We start from the raw sequence: 15,027 nt of genomic DNA on the forward strand, positions 1-15,027 counted from the left end.
TCGGGGGCGGTCTGGACCGCCCCCCCGCTCCGGCTTTCTGATGCCAGTTGTGTCATCGGATCAGAACGGCAGGGCCTTGCCGGCACCGACATACATGCCCGGCGCGACATCGGCATAGGAAACGGGACCGTTGCCGCCCGAGAAGCCGTTCTTTTCCATGATGGACTTCCATGCCGACTGGCCGTTCTCCAGCGCTTCCTTGGCCGAGATCTGGCCGGTGACGGCGCGGTTGATCTCGTTGCCGAGCACCTGTTCCATCTCGAACATGCCGGGCAGGCGCGGAGCGCACCAGGCGTGGTCGAGACTGTCGGCCCACACCTTCGCCGGCTGGCTGACCGCGCGCAGGCGCTCGTTCGCCAGCACCGACTTGTAGCCCGGACCGACGCCGTTGGCATTGGCCTCGTTCATGGCCATGATCGAGGAGGTGGTCAGGAAGGCGAGCATCAGGAACGCGCCTTCCGGGTTCTGCGAGGTCGCCGCGACGCAGGAGGTCGAGCCGGCGATGTTCGGCGGGGCGAAGACGCCGCCCTCGATGCGCGGCTCGTAGATCGTGACGAAGTCGCCGACGATCTTCGACTGGTCCGGGCGCATCGCCTGGGTGCCGCTGTCCTGCCAGGAGACGCTGGAGGCGAGCTGCCCGCCGAGCCAGGCGGCGCGATTCTCGCCCCAGCCGGCGCCGGCCGTGCCCTCGATGGCGTTCTTCTGGAGCGCCATGATGATGTCCATCGCCTTCATGCCGGCGTCGCTGGTCAGCATCGGGTTCCAGTTTTCATCGAAGAGCTGCAGGCCGGCCTGGGCGGCGATGTGCTCCCACGTGTAGGTGGCCCAGAAGCCGCGCGCCAGCATCAGTCCGACGCCGGCGACGCCGCCGCCGAGCTTGTTGGCCTCGGCGGAGATGCGGATCAGCTCGTCATAGGTCGGAACCGAGTTGGCCCGGTCGATCTCTCCGCCCAGGATCGGCTCCATGATCGACTTGCGCAGATGCACCATCTGGATGTCGCAGTCGAAGGGAATGCCGACGAGCTGGCCGCCGAAGTAGCCGTAGTTCAGCCGGTAGGTGTCATAGAAGTCGTCGAGCGGCAGGTTCCACTTGGCGGCATAGTCGTCGAGCGGCGCCAGGAAGCCCGGCGCGGCGAAGTCGCCGAGCCAGGGCGAGAAGAACTGCAGCGCGTCGAAGGAGGCGTTGCCGGAAATGAACTCGGCGACGGCCTTGTCGTAGAAGCTGTCGTCGGGGATCGGGACGAGCTCGACCTTGATGCCGGAGAGCTGCTCGAAGGGCTTCAGGCCCTCCGCCGCCGACTCCTGGTCCGCCGCGCCGATGGCGAAGCGCACCGTCTTGCCGGCCTGCTCGGTGCGGACCTTCTCCCAGTCGACCGTGCGGATCCAGTCCTTGGCCGGATCCCACAGCGGCTCGTTGGTCATGTCGTAGAGCTTGCGGTAGTCCTCGCGCACGTAGCCTTCGACCGAGATCCCGTCGAGAACGGACTGGATGTCGGGAAGCCCGGACTGGGCGAAGGCGGGCAGCTTGAGCCCCATGGTCGCGCCCGAGGCAAGCCCCAAGGCCGCGCCGGAGCGCAGGAACGAGCGACGGGAAACCCCCGTCTTCAGCATTGTCATTTCGTGCATCCTCCCAAGTGTCAGTAAAGCAGGTGCCCTGCTGCCCGACAAGCCGCTGCGGGGCGCGTCTTCCTCATGTCGCGCCCGGCCCGTCCGGGACCAGATGTGAACTTTCGTTACACAAAATGATAATGTGTGCATGACAAATCCGTGTCAACAGGATTTGAATTGGTAGATATGCTGCGTTGCAGCGTGAACTTTTGATTGACAGAAAAACAGATGTGCATACCTTTTCGTCACGGACTGGAGGAGAAAAAGCATGCCCACGAATGTCGCCCTGACGGGTCTCGCCCGCGATCTGGCCACCCGCGCGGAAGCTGGAAAGCCGATCCGCATCGGGCTTGTCGGCGCTGGCGAAATGGGGACGGACATCGTCAGCCGCGTCGCCCACATGCAGGGAATTGCCATCGGCGCGATCAGCGAGCCGAAGCCCGGCGCGGCCGCCAAGGCGGTGGAGATCGCCTACGGCGACAAGCAGCGTTCCGTTGCGGCGACGACGCCTGATGCCGCCAACAAGGCGATGGAACAGGGCCGCGTCGCCGTTACCGAGGACGTCAACGTGCTGCTCGAATCGGGGTTGATCGACGTGGTCGTCGACGCCACCGGCATTCCCGCTGTCGGCGCCGAGATCGGCCTGGCGGCGATGGAGCGCGGCAAGCATCTCGTCATGATGAACGTCGAGGCCGACGTCACCATCGGTGCCTATCTGCGCGCCGAGGCCGAGCGGCTTGGCGTCGTCTATTCGCTCGGCGCCGGTGACGAGCCGTCGAGCTGCATGGAGCTGATCGAGTTCGTGTCGGCCATGGGTCACCGCATCGTCAGTGCCGGCAAGGGCAAGAACAACCCGCTCAACATCGACGCGACGCCGGATGCCTACGAGGAAGAGGCGGTGCGGCGGCATATGAACCCGCGCATGCTGGTCGAGTTCGTCGACGGCTCCAAGACCATGGTCGAGATGGCCGCCATCGCCAACGCCACCGGACTGGTGCCCGACAAGCCGGGCATGCACGGCCCCGCCTGCTCGCGCGAGGACCTCAACAAGGTGCTGGTTCCCGAAAGCGCCGGCGGCCTGCTGTCGTCGGCCGAGGGGCGTGTCGACTACACCATCGGCAAGGGCGTCGCGCCGGGTGTCTTCGTCGTCGCCGAGATGGACCATCCGCGCATCTGGGAGCGCATGGAAGACCTGAAGATGGGCAAGGGGCCCTATTTCACCTTCTTCCGTCCCTACCACCTGACCTCGCTGGAGGTGCCGCTCACCTGCGCGCGCGTCGTGCTCTACGGCAAGGCGGACATGGTGCCGATGGCCCGGCCCGTCGCCGAGGTCTGCGCCGTCGCCAAGCGCGATCTTCAGCCGGGCGAGACGCTCGACCAGATCGGCGAGTACTGCTACCGCGCCTGGATCATGACCGTCGAAGAGGCGCGCGCCGCCTCGGCCACGCCCTGCGGCCTGCTTGCCGGGGCGAAGGTCACGGCGCCGATCCGCAAGGGCGAACTCATCACCTCCGCCAACGCGGCCGTCCCCGCCGACAGCCGCATCGCCGCGCTGCGCGCGCGCCAGGACGCGATGCTGGGACTTTGAGATGACAGCGACAGAAAAGACCGGCGAGGCTGACAACCGGCCCTTCGCCATTCGTTCCTACGCACCCGAGAAGCTGCGCGAGGCGCTGCGGCGCATGTACCTGATCCGCCGCTTCGAGGAAGGGGCGGAGGAGAGCTACATGCGTGGGCTGATCCACGGCACCATGCACCTGTCGATCGGGCAGGAGGCAAGCGCCATGGCCACCTGCATCGAGCTCGGCGATGCCGACAAGATCACCTCCACCCATCGCGGCCACGGCCATTGCATTGCCAAGGGCGCGGATGTGGGGCGCATGTTCGCGGAGTTCTTCGGCAAGGAGACGGGCTATTGCCACGGGCGCGGCGGATCCATGCACATCGCCGATGTGGCGACGGGCAACCTCGGCGCGAACGGCATCGTCGGTGGCGGCCTGCCCATCGCCGTCGGATCGGCACTGTCGTCCAAGCGCCTTGGCCGGCCGGACGTGACCATCTGTTTCTTCGGCGATGGGGCCAACAACGAGGGAGCCTTCCACGAGGCGCTCAACATGGCCTCGATCTGGAAACTGCCGGTCGTGTTCGTCTGCGAGAACAACAAATACGGAATGTCGACCTCGGTGGAGCGCTCGACGGCGGTCGCGCGGATCTCCGAGCGGGCAAGCGCCTATTCGATGCCCGGCGTTACCGTCGACGGCAATGATTTCTCGGCGGTCGCCGAGGCGGTCCACCAGGCGGTCGCCCGGGCGCGGGCGGGCGAGGGGCCGAGCCTCGTGGAAAACCTCACCTATCGCTGGCGCGGGCATTCCAAGTCCGACCGCAATCGCTACCGGACGAAGGAGGAGATCGAGGAGTGGATGGCCGGCGATCCGATTCAGCGTTTCCAGAAGGAACTGATCGCCCACGGCATTCTCGACGAGGCGGGCGCGGGCGAAATCGCGGAAAGCGCGGAACGGACGGTTCGCGAGGGCATCGAGTTCGCCAAGGCGAGTGCTGCGCCCGATCCGGCCGATCTTGCCGCCCATGTCTATGCCGACAGCCATGCCGGGGTCTGAGATGAACAAGACTGTGCAGGCGGACGAGGTCCGCACGCTTTCCTATGCCGAGGCTATCCGCGAGGCGATGGCGCTGGCGCTCGAGAGCGATCCGGCGGTGGTGCTGATGGGCGAGGACATTGGCGTCTATGGCGGCGCCTTCCAGGTGACGCTGGATCTGGTCGAGCGTTTCGGTCCGGAACGGGTGATGGATACGCCGATCTCCGAACTTGGCGGCGCGGGTGTCGCCGTCGGCGCGGCGCTTACCGGCCTGAAGCCGATCTTCGAGTTCCAGTTTTCCGACTTCGCCGCGCTCGCCATGGAGCAGATCGTCAACCAGGCGGCGAAGCTGCGCTACATGCTGGGTGGCGAGGCCGCCGTGCCGGTCGTCTTCCGCATGCCTTCCGGCTCGGGCACGGGGGCCGCGGCCCAGCACAGCCAGAGCCTGGAAGCCTGGTTCGGCCATGTTCCGGGCCTGAAGGTGATTCAGCCCTCGACGCCGGAGGACGCCAAGGGACTGCTGCTTGCCGCCCTGGCCGATCCGGACCCGGTGGTGATCTTCGAGCACAAGCTGCTCTACAAGATGAAGGGTCACGTGCCAGCCGGCCACTACACGACGCCCATCGGCAAGGCAGCGGTGCGCCGCGAGGGCTCCGATGTCACCATCGTCGCCGCCTCGATCATGGTGCACCGGGCGCTGGAGGCGGCCGAAAGGCTCGCCGCGGACGGAATTGATTCGGAAATCGTCGATCTGCGATCCATTCGCCCGGTGGACCGCGAGACCATCCTCGCCTCGGTGCGCAAGACCGGCAAGCTGGTGCTGGTGCACGAAGGCGTGAAAAGCTACGGCATCGGCGCGGAAATCAGCGCCATGGTCGCCGAAAGCGATGCCTTCGACTTCCTCGACGCGCCGATCCTGCGCCTGGGCGGGGCCGAAACGCCGATCCCCTACAACCCGGACCTGGAACGCGCCGCCGTGCCCCAGACCGACACGATCGAAGCCGCCGTGCGCCGGCTCGTGCGCCGCGAGGTCTGACGATGCCCGTCGAAGTCATCATGCCCAAGGTGGACATGGACATGACCCATGGCACCGTTTCCGTGTGGCACGTCGGCGAGGGCGAGACCGTGGCCAAGGGCGCGGCGCTGTTCGATATCGAAACCGACAAGGCGGCCATGGAGGTGGAGGCGCCCGCCGCCGGTCGTCTCCACCACATTGTGGCGCGCGAGGGCGATCGGGTCGCCGTTGGCGCGCCTGTCGCCTGGCTCTACGCCGAAGGGGAAACCGTCGGCGATCCGCCTGCCGCAACACCTGACGCCGCGCCCCGTGCGGCGTCATCCGACGCCGAACCCTCCCACCCCGGGGCGGCGGTGGACGCGCGCGAGGCCGCTTCGGCCGCTGGCGCTCCAGCGGCCGCGGGGATGTCGGGCGGTGGCCCGGAGGATCGCCGGTCTCTCCCTGCCGGCGATTTTCCGGCCGCCCGTCCGGACGGCGGCATTTTGAACAGTGACCTGCGGCTTCGCGCCACGCCGGCGGCACGGGCGGCTGCCCGCGCCTGCGGGCTCGAGCTCGCCGATGTGCCGGGAACCGGCCCGCGCGGACGCATCCAGAAGGACGATGTCGCCGCTCTCGCGCGCCAGCCGTCATCGGCGGGGATCGCCGGGGCCGGGGGAGCCACCGCCTTTGCCGCGGAGCCGGGGCCGCTTGCTGTGACCCGGCGTGGCAATGGCGCCGGTCTGCCGCTGGTGCTGCTGCACGGCTTTGCCGCCGACAGCCAGTCCTGGGCACCGCTCGCCAGCGCGCTGGGGGCGGAGCGCACGATCGTGCGCATTGACCTTCCCGGCCACGGTCGTTCACCGAAGCGGCGGATTTCCGGGTTTCCCGGACTTGCGCGGATGATCGTCGAAGCCTTCGACGACGCCGTTCGCGACCTTGGACCGGTGCATCTCGTCGGCCATTCTCTGGGCGGGGCGCTCGCCCTTGCCCTTGCCGACATTCGTCCGCGCAAGGTCGCGAGCCTGTCGCTGATATCGCCCGCCGGCCTTGGCCCGGAGATCGACGCGGCGACGCTGTTCGGCGTTGCCAGGGCGAGCCGCGAGGAAAGCCTGGGTCCCTGGTTGCGCCGGCTGACGGCCGAGCCCGAGGCGACAAGCGACGCCTACATCCGCGCCGCCATGGCCTCCCGGCGCGATCCGGCGCTTCGGGCGTGCCAGCTCGCCATGGCGGAAAGCCTTTTTCCCGACGGGGTTCAGGCCTTTGACCTGCGCCCTGCGCTTTCGCGGCTGGATCTGCCCGCGCAGATCCTCTGGGGGCGGCGGGATCACATCCTTCCCTTCAGGCAGGCGCTTGCCGTTCCCGGGGATTTCGGTATTCATCTGCTTGGCGGTGCGGGCCATGTTCCGCAGATAGAATGCCCTGATCGCGTCGCGCGGATCCTGACACGGCTCTTCGCCGGGGTCGCGGCCTCCGCCTGATCGGATCCGGCCGGGAAGGAGCCTTGCACATGCAGCCAGCGTCAAATGCCATCGGCGCTCAGAGCGAGGCCGATCGCCTGCGCGCGCGCGCCGTCTGGCTCTACCATGTCGAGGGCTGCACCCAGAACGAGATCGCCCGCCAACTCGGCATCAACCGGGTGATGGTGGTGCGGCTGCTTGCCGATGCCCGCCGTCGCAACGAGGTGCGGGTGACGATCTCCGCGCCGCTCGCCGAACTGGTCGAACTCGAGCGTGGCGTCGAGACCCGTTACGGCATCGCGCGGGTGATCGTCGCGCCCTTCGCCGATCCGGACGGCGATCCGGTGAAGGTGATCGCGGCGGCGGCGGGAACCTTCATCTCGTCGGAGATGAAGCCTGGCATGACGGTCGGCGTCGGCTGGGGACGCACCCTCTACAACACGCTGCCCTTCATCGTCGGCCAGACGCTCGACAACTTCCGCGTGGTGTCGCTTCTCGGCGGCATCGCGGCGGCCCGGCGCTTCAACCCGGCCGAATTCGCCTGGCAATTTGCCGAGCTTTTTCAAGGGGAAGGCTTCCTGATACCGGCACCCGCCGTGGTCGATAGCCCGGAGACAAAACACGCCCTGCTGGAGCGTTGCGGCCTGGCCGCGATCTTCGAGATGGCCGATAAGCTCGACATGGCACTGATCTCCGTCGGTGGCATCTCGACGCTGACGACAAGCTACCGGACCGGATATCTGTCGGAGGCCGACCGCCGCTCGCTGGTCGATGCCGGGGCGGTGGGCGACGTTCTCTACAATTTCATCGGCGAGGGCGGCGAGACGGTCGACCACGAGGTCAACCAGCGGGCGATTTCGGTCAGCCTGTCGCGCCTGCGCCGGACGCCGGAGCGGGTCCTGATCTCCGGCGGCAAGGAAAAGCTGGTGGCATTGCGCGCCTCGATCCGCACGCTGGAGCCGACCGTGCTCATCACCGACGAACAGTCGGCGCGCTGGCTCATCGGCTAGAGCCTTCTGAAATCCCAAGTCTTTTCGTGCTTTCAACCGCCCATGGCGGCGCGCGTCGCGAAGGCGACGATGGCGATGGCGAGCACGCCGAGGGCGAGGACAAGCGGCAGCGGCAGCCGCGCCGCGCCGGTTCCGCCGTGTCGGCTCGGATCGGCGCTTCCGGCAAGGATCGCGGCGCCGATCAGCAGCAGGGCGAGCACCGTGCCGAGCTGCTCGAGCAGGCTCAACAGCGGCGGCATGGCAACCGGCGAGACCGGGAATATCCCGGCGAGATCGGCGACATAGACCGCGAGGAAGCCGAGGCCGCACAGCCCGGCGAGCCCTGGTGCGCGGATCCTTCCGGCAATCTGAAGACCCGCGATCACGAAGCTGCCGATCCCCAGAACCGTCAGGAAGATGTTGAAGGCGCCAAGCACTAGCGGGGAATAGGCGGAAAAGTCGCGCGTCTCGACGGGGCCTCCCGGCACCATCAACGTCAGGTTCGCGGCGGAAAGCGCGAGCAGCAACGTCACCGCGAGGCGGCGCGCATACGGGGACAGTGTCATGGGCTCCTCAGCGCTGCGAAATCGCGACCATGGTGCCGACGCCGATGAAGGCGCCGCCCGTGACGCGGTTGAAGACACGCCCCCAGCGCTCGAGAAAGGGCGCGAGCCGGCCGGCGGCGCCGGCGAGGACAAGTTCATAGGCGAACTCGATGACGGCATAGGTGCCGGCGAAAATGGCGAACTGCACGAGCAGCGACACGCCCGGCTGCATGAACTGGGGCAGGAAGGTGGAAAAGAAGATCAGCGCCTTGGGGTTCGACAGCGCCACGAGCATTCCCTGCGAGAAGGTGCGGGCCCGGCTGATCTGTCGGCTGGCACGGGGATTGCCGGTCTCCTCCTCGAGCCGCGCGGCGAAGGCGGGCGAACGCCAGAGCTTGACGCCGAGCCACACCAGATAGGCCGCGCCAATCCATTTCACCAGTGAAAACAACACCTCCGAGGTGAGCATCAGTGCGCCGAGGCCGGCCAGCGAGGCGCCGATCAGCAGAGTCACGCCGGTGATCGAGCCGAGCGCGGTGAACACCGTGCGGGAGAAACCGTAGCGGACCCCGTGGTTGAGGCACAGCAGCCCGTTGGGGCCCGGCGTTATGGAGAGGGCGCAGGAGGCGAGAAGATAGACAAGCCAAAGGTCGAGGCTCATGACGCAGGCCTTTCTTGATAAAGCGCCTCCGCCATCCGGCCGGGCGCGGCGCACATCGCGTACAATCTATGCAATCTCGCGGCATTTCGTGCAATCGGGCGACGTGATTTTCGAAAATCTGTCTCGCGATTGCGATGAAAAAAAAGGGCCGCCGGATGATGTCTTCCGGAGGCCCTCCTCATGTCGTTGTCCGGCTTGTCCCCGGGCGGATCACTCCGCCGGTTTGCCGGAGGCGTTCGCCGTCGTCTCGGCCGTGTCATGTGTCGCGTCGCCACGGCCGACGAGGCGCATGACGAAGACGAAGAACACGGGCACGAAGAACACGGCGAGCACCGTGCCGGAGATCATGCCGCCCATGACGCCGGTGCCGATGGCGTTCTGGCTGCCGGCGCTGGCGCCGGAGGCGATGGCGAGCGGCACCACGCCAAGCGTGAAGGCGAGCGACGTCATGATGATCGGACGGAAGCGCAGGTGCGCCGCCTCGATCGTCGCCTCCATCATCGTCTTGCCTTCGGCCATCAGGTCCTTGGCGAACTCGATGATCAGGATCGCGTTCTTGGCCGAGAGGCCGACGATGGCGATCAGGCCGACGGTGAAATAGACGTCGTTCGGCATTCCGCGCAGCGTGACGGCCGTGACCGAGCCGATGACGCCGAGCGGCACCACCAGCATGACGGACACGGGGATCGCCCAGCTTTCGTAGAGCGCGGCCAGCAGCAGGAAGACGAAGAGCACGCTGAGGCCGATCAGATACGGCGCCTGCGAGCCCGACTGGATCTCCTGCAGCGACTGGCCCGTCCATTCGTAGCCGAAGCCCTGCGGCAGCGCCGAGGCGAGCCGCTCCATCTCGGTGATGGCGTCGCCCGACGAATAGCCGGGAGCCGCCTCGCCGGAGATGCGGATGGAGGGATAGCCATTGTAGCCGACGATCTGAGCCGGCCCCTTCGTCCACTCCGCCGTGGCGAAGGAGGACAGCGGCACCATTCCGCCGTTCTGGTTTCTGACGGACAGCTGCAGCAGGTCCTTTGTCTGCATGCGCTTCTCCTGCTCGGCCTGGATGGTGACGCGCTGCATGCGGCCCGAGTTGGGGAAGTCGTTGACGTAGGACGAACCGAGATTGGCCGAGATCGTCGCGTTGACGTCGGAGAAGGCGATGCCGAGGGCGTTGGCCTTCTCGCGGTCGATGTGGAGGTTGACCTGCGCCGCGTCGGGCAGGCCGTCGACGCGCAGGTTGGTGATGATCGGGCTGGCGGAGGCCGCCGCCATCAACTGCTCGCGCGCCTGGGCCAGCGCCTCGGTGCCCCGTCCGCCGCGGTCCTGCAGGCGGAAGGTGAAGCCGTTCGAGGTGCCCAGGCCCTGAATCGCCGGCGGCGAGAGCGCGAAGGAGATCGCGTCCTTGATCTGGAAGAGCTGGCCGTTGCCCCGGCCGGCGATGGCGCCGGCGGAATCCTCGGGCCCGCGTTCCGACCAGTCCTTCAGCGTGACGAAGGCAAGGCCCGCATTCTGGCCCGTTCCCGAGAAGGAGAAGCCGAGGATGCCGACGATGCGGGTCACCGCGCTTTCCTTGCCGAAGATGCTCTCGACCGTCTGCATCACCTCCAGCGTCCGGTTGGCGCTGGCTTCCGGCGGAGCCTGGACGTTGACGAGCAGGAAGCCCTGATCCTCGACCGGCAGGAACGAGGAGGGAAGGCGCATGAACGCCCAGCCCAGGCCGACGAGCAGGGCCAGGTAGATCACCATCATCCGGCCGGCGCGCTTCGTCATGAAGCCGACGATCCCGCCATAGCCGCGGGTCGTCTTGTTGAAGCCCCGGTTGAACAGGCCGAAGAAGCCGCGCTTCTCGTGGTGTTCGGCGGGAACCGGCTTGAGGATGCTGGCACAAAGCGCCGGTGTGAAGGTCAGCGCCAGGAAGCCCGAGAACAGGATGGAGACCACCATGGTCAGGCTGAACTGCTGGTAGATCACGCCGACGGCGCCGGGGAAGAAGGCCATCGGCACGAACACCGCCGTCAGCACCAGCGTGATGCCGATGATCGCGCCGGTGATCTGGGTCATCGCCTTGCGGGTCGCCTCGCGTGGCGACAGGCCTTCCTCGGCCATGATGCGTTCGACGTTCTCGACAACGACGATGGCGTCATCGACGAGAATGCCGATCGCCAGCACCATCGCGAACATGGTCAGCACGTTGATCGAGAAACCGGACGCCAGCATCACCGCGCAGGTTCCGAGCAGGGCGACGGGCACCACGAGGGTCGGAATGACCGTGTAGCGGAAGCTCTGCAGGAACAGGAACATCACCACGAAGACGAGGGCAACGGCCTCGATCAGCGTGTGAATCACCTTCTCGATCGATGCCTCGACGAAGGGCGTCGTGTCATAGGGAATGTCGTAGGTGATGTTCTCGGGGAAGAAGCGCGAAAGCTCCTCCATCTTCCCGCGGATCGCCTCGGAGGTCGCCATGGCGTTGCCGGTCGGCGAAAGCTGGATGCCGATCGCCGCGCTCGGCTTGCCGTTGAGGCGGGTCGAGAAGTTGTAGCTCTCGCCGCCGATCTCGATGCGCGCCACGTCCGACAGACGCACGGTCGAGCCGTCCGGGTTGGCGCGCAGCACCACGTCGCCGAAGGCCTCGATGGAGCTGAGCTGGCCCTTGACCTGCACGGTGGCGGAGATCTGCTGCGTGATCGGGTTTGGCTGGGCGCCGATGCGTCCTGCTGCGACCTGGGCATTCTGGGCCTGGATGGCGGCGATGACATCGTTGGACGTCAGGTTGAGGCCGAGCATCTTGTCGGGATCCATCCAGACGCGCATGGCGCGCTGGGTGGCGAACAGTTCGGCCTTGCCGACGCCGTCGACGCGGCGCAACTCGCCAATGACGTTTCGGCTGACGTAGTCGCCGAGGCCGATGACGTCGAGCGATTCATCGGCGGACGTGAGCGCGATCACCATGAGGAAGCCGGCGCCGGCCTCCTCGACGTCGATGCCCTGCTGGGTGACGGCCTGCGGCAGGCGCGACTCGACGCGGCGGATCGCGTTCTGCACGTCGACGGCCGCCTGGGAGACGACGGTGCCGGGGCGGAATGTCGCCGTGATCGAGATGCGGCCGGAGGATTCCGACGTGGATTCGAAATAGATCAGGCCTTCGACGCCGTTGATCTCTTCCTCGATCGGCCGTGTCACGCTGAGGTACACGTCCTCGGGCGAGGCGCCGGGATAGTTGGTCGAGATCTGGATCTGCGGCGGAGCCACGCTTGGATATTGTGAGATCGGCAGGAAGGGGATCGCGATCACACCGCCAAGCGTGATGAAGATCGCGATCACCCAGGCAAAGACCGGCCGGTCGATGAAAAAGGACGGCATGTCAATCCAACCTTGCAAGCTCCGTGCGCGGATCGCGGAGAGACGCGCCGGACGCCGCGCGGGCGGCGGGGATACGAGGCGCGGGCGCCATTCGGCGCCCGGCGGGCGAAGCGGGCGGGGGAGGCCGCGACCGCTGGAGAGGCAACGGCCGCCGAGGGGCGGCGGCCGTCTTGTTCGTGTTACTTGACCGCCACGGTGGCCGGATCGATGGGCTTCCACGGCGTGGCGGACACGGGAGCGCCCGGACGCAGCTTCTGGAAGCCCTCGACAACAACCTTGTCGCCGGCCTTGAGACCCTTGGAGATGATCCAGCGGGTGCCGACGACGCGGCCGGCCTCGATGGAACGCAGCTCGGCCTTGTTGTCGCTCGTGACCACATAGATCTGCGCCTGGCCGCCGGCGTTGCGCTGCACCGCCTGCTGCGGCACGGCGAGAGCCTCCGTTGCCACGCCCTGCTCGATCTGCACGCGCACATACATGCCCGGCAACAGGTCGACCTTCGGGTTGGGGAACTCGCCGCGCAGCGTGATCTGGCCGGTTGTGGCATCCACCGCCGCTTCCGAGAACAGCAGCTTGCCTTCGTGTTCGTAGGGCGTGCCGTCGTCATAGAGCAGGTGCACCGTCAGCTCGCTCGCGGCGTTGCCGTTCGGCGTGTTGCTGGCGAACAGACGGCGCAACTGGCGCAACTGGTTGGCCGACTGGGTGAAATCGGCATAGACCGGGTCGAGCTGCTGGATGGTGGCCAGAATCTCCGAGCCGCCGGAGCCGACAAGCGCGCCCTCGGTCAGCAGCGCACGGCCGATGCGCCCGGAGATCGGGGCGCGGACCTCGGTGTAGTGCAGGTTCAGCTCGGCCGCGGCGAGCCCCGCCTGGGCCTGGGCGACATCGGCATCGGCCTGGGCCAGGGTCGCGACCGCGCTCTCGAGCGCGGAGGCGCTGGCGACATTGCGCTCGCGCAGCTCCTTCTGCCGGTCCGCCTGCTGGCGGGCCTGGAGCTGGGTGGCCTCGGCGCGCTGCAGCGTCGCCTTGGAGCTTGCCACCTGCACCTTGAACGGCTCCGGATCGATGCGGTAGAGCACGTCGCCTTCCTTCACCATGCCGCCCTGCTCGAAGACGCGTTCGACCAGAATGCCGGAGACGCGGGGGCGCACCTCGGCAATGCGGGTCGCGGCGATGCGGCCGGGAAGCTCGTTGGTGATCGGGATGGTCTCGGGCTGGACCTCGACAATGCTGACGCCGACAGGCGGCATCGCCGGCGCGCCGCCCTGGTCCTTTGTCTGGCTCTCGTCGTTGCAGCCGGCCAGGAGCGCGGCCGCCGCCAGAATGACGATCAAATTCTTTCTCATTCAGTCGACCTCTTGGACATACGAGGGGCGTCCGGTCGCTGTTCGACCAGCCAGCCAATTTCCGAAAGCAGGGTTGCGCGCTCCTCCGGCGCCCAGCTGTGCAGTCCCAGCCATTCCATCGAACGCAGCCCCTCCAGGGCCAGGAACGCCAGCATGGCTCCGCGCGGGTTCTGCGACGTGGAACGAATGTCGCAGAGCACGTCGCTGTAGGCCTGCCTGATTGGCTCGCACAGCTCCTCTTCCTGTGCAAGCGCGGCCAGCAGGCCGAAAGTCATGGCGCGGTCCTGGTTCGAGACCGGATCCGCGGCCAGGGCAATGCGCCCGTGAACGACGGCGTTGGGAGCGCCGCCAAGGCTCTCGGCGACCCGTCGCGCGTCGCCTTCCTTTTCCGCCACCTTGCGCTCGATGAGGGCACGGATCAGGGCGGACTTGTTGCCGAAGTCGTAGAGCACGCTTGCCTTGCTGATGCCAGCCTCGGTGGCGACCGCCTCGAGCGTCAGACGCGTGGCGCCGTCGCGTGTGACAACACGCGCCACCGCATCCAGCAGGGCCTCGCGGCAGATCGTGCGTTTGCGGCCCATGCCGTCTCCGGATAATTTCCAACCGGACGGTTATATATATGTGCTTCGCGGCGAAGAAAAGGTGTTTCTGACGAGTTATCGAAATCGTCAGACCGCCATTCGCCCGGCTGTTCGCCTGCCGCGACAGCCATCGGCGCGCTTGGCGCATACCGTTGCGGCAGATCCGCGTTGCAGCTTGAGGTGGAAAGCGTCGACACGGAGCATTGACCGCTTGTCGGCCTGCCTCTTAAACTCGGCGCGGCCCATTTTTTCTTCGTCAATCGTGGATATCTCATGCCCCTTTCTTCTTTCGTTGCGGTTGCCTGCGCGCGCCGTTTTTTCCGCGCGGGCCTTGTCGGCGCGGCTCTCCTGTCGGCGGCTCTGGTTTCCGGCTCCGCCGCGCTGGCGCAGTCGGCCGACGCACCCGCTGCTGGCGGCGACAAGACGCCGGCCAATTGGGTGGTGCAATGCAGCGAGCCCAAGGACGACACCCCCAAGCACTGCCGCGCGCTGCAGAACATCGTCATGAAGGACAGCGGCCAGCGGCTTCTGACCATCGTCGTCGAGCCGCGCGAGGGCGCGCCGAACCATGCCCTGGTGCTGGCGCTGCCGCATGGCGTGTTCCTGCCGGCGGGCGCGGTGATCAAGGTTGACGAGAACAAGGAAGTGCCGCTCGTTATCCAGACCAGCGACGCCAACGGCGCTTATGCCGGCATGGCCATTTCCGACGAGCTGCTGGCGCAGATGAAGAAGGGCGAGCGGCTGGTGATCGGCTTCAAGACCGCCCAGCAAAAGGATCTCGCCATTCCGGTGACGCTGATCGGCTTCACTGCCGCCTACGGCCAGCTCAAGGGCTGAGCCGCCGCAGCACGGGCTTTGCGTCGCTTCCAGAAAAATGGGGCCGGCCGGGACG

At 66.9% G+C, this 15,027-nt stretch carries 12 protein-coding genes; 6 read left to right on the forward strand and 6 right to left on the reverse strand.

What is annotated here, in order from left to right:
* Positions 1-60: 60 nt before the first annotated feature.
* Positions 61-1,617, reverse strand: a complete 1,557-nt coding sequence (locus ACN0WF_RS06595) for an ABC transporter substrate-binding protein (RefSeq protein ID WP_417772005.1) — start codon at positions 1,615-1,617, stop codon at positions 61-63.
* 259 nt (positions 1,618-1,876) lie between these two features.
* Here ACN0WF_RS06595 and ACN0WF_RS06600 point away from each other — a divergent pair, with 259 nt between their 5' ends.
* Genes ACN0WF_RS06600 through ACN0WF_RS06620 form a run of 5 tightly spaced genes read left to right on the forward strand, consistent with a single transcriptional unit; the run spans position 1,877 to position 7,666 of the window.
* Positions 1,877-3,196: an NAD(P)H-dependent oxidoreductase gene (locus tag ACN0WF_RS06600; RefSeq protein ID WP_417772006.1), complete on the forward strand. Its 1,320-nt coding sequence runs from the start codon at positions 1,877-1,879 to the stop codon at positions 3,194-3,196.
* Between the two features lies 1 nt (position 3,197).
* Positions 3,198-4,226: a thiamine pyrophosphate-dependent dehydrogenase E1 component subunit alpha gene (locus ACN0WF_RS06605; protein ID WP_417772007.1), complete on the forward strand. Its 1,029-nt coding sequence runs from the start codon at positions 3,198-3,200 to the stop codon at positions 4,224-4,226.
* 1 nt (position 4,227) lies between these two features.
* The gene (locus ACN0WF_RS06610; RefSeq protein WP_417772008.1) at positions 4,228-5,241 is read left to right on the forward strand and encodes an alpha-ketoacid dehydrogenase subunit beta; all 1,014 of its coding nucleotides are present in this window, start codon (positions 4,228-4,230) and stop codon (positions 5,239-5,241) included.
* A 2-nt stretch (positions 5,242-5,243) separates the two neighbouring features.
* Positions 5,244-6,677: an acetoin dehydrogenase dihydrolipoyllysine-residue acetyltransferase subunit gene (locus ACN0WF_RS06615; RefSeq protein WP_417772009.1), complete on the forward strand. Its 1,434-nt coding sequence runs from the start codon at positions 5,244-5,246 to the stop codon at positions 6,675-6,677.
* A 29-nt stretch (positions 6,678-6,706) separates the two neighbouring features.
* Positions 6,707-7,666, forward strand: a complete 960-nt coding sequence (locus tag ACN0WF_RS06620) for a sugar-binding transcriptional regulator (protein ID WP_417772010.1) — start codon at positions 6,707-6,709, stop codon at positions 7,664-7,666.
* Positions 7,667-7,698: 32 nt separating this feature from the next.
* Here the strand turns inward: ACN0WF_RS06620 and ACN0WF_RS06625 are convergent, their stop codons facing one another.
* From ACN0WF_RS06625 to ACN0WF_RS06645, 5 genes are all read right to left on the reverse strand, one after another.
* Positions 7,699-8,211, reverse strand: a complete 513-nt coding sequence (locus tag ACN0WF_RS06625; protein ID WP_417772011.1) for a hypothetical protein — start codon at positions 8,209-8,211, stop codon at positions 7,699-7,701.
* A gap of 7 nt (positions 8,212-8,218) precedes the next feature.
* Entirely contained in the window at positions 8,219-8,851 is a 633-nt protein-coding gene (locus tag ACN0WF_RS06630; protein ID WP_417772012.1) for a LysE family translocator, read from the reverse strand.
* A 210-nt stretch (positions 8,852-9,061) separates the two neighbouring features.
* Positions 9,062-12,208 carry a multidrug efflux RND transporter permease subunit gene (locus tag ACN0WF_RS06635; protein WP_417772013.1) on the reverse strand — a complete coding sequence of 1,049 codons (3,147 nt, stop codon included), beginning with the start codon at positions 12,206-12,208 and terminating at the stop codon, positions 9,062-9,064.
* 179 nt (positions 12,209-12,387) lie between these two features.
* Positions 12,388-13,554: an efflux RND transporter periplasmic adaptor subunit gene (locus ACN0WF_RS06640; protein ID WP_417772014.1), complete on the reverse strand. Its 1,167-nt coding sequence runs from the start codon at positions 13,552-13,554 to the stop codon at positions 12,388-12,390.
* On the reverse strand, positions 13,551-14,135 hold the full coding sequence (locus ACN0WF_RS06645) for a TetR/AcrR family transcriptional regulator (RefSeq protein ID WP_417772015.1): 585 nt from the start codon (positions 14,133-14,135) through the stop codon (positions 13,551-13,553). Before ACN0WF_RS06645 ends, ACN0WF_RS06640 begins: the two co-directional genes overlap by 4 nt.
* A 273-nt stretch (positions 14,136-14,408) precedes the next feature.
* On the opposite strand from ACN0WF_RS06645, the gene ACN0WF_RS06650 reads away from it, so the two are divergent.
* Complete coding sequence (locus ACN0WF_RS06650; protein WP_417772016.1) at positions 14,409-14,972, forward strand: invasion associated locus B family protein; 564 nt, start codon at positions 14,409-14,411, stop codon at positions 14,970-14,972.
* Positions 14,973-15,027 lie beyond the last annotated feature (55 nt).

Origin of the sequence: Stappia sp., assembly GCF_048268045.1 — a bacterium.
Classification (GTDB): domain Bacteria; phylum Pseudomonadota; class Alphaproteobacteria; order Rhizobiales; family Stappiaceae; genus Stappia.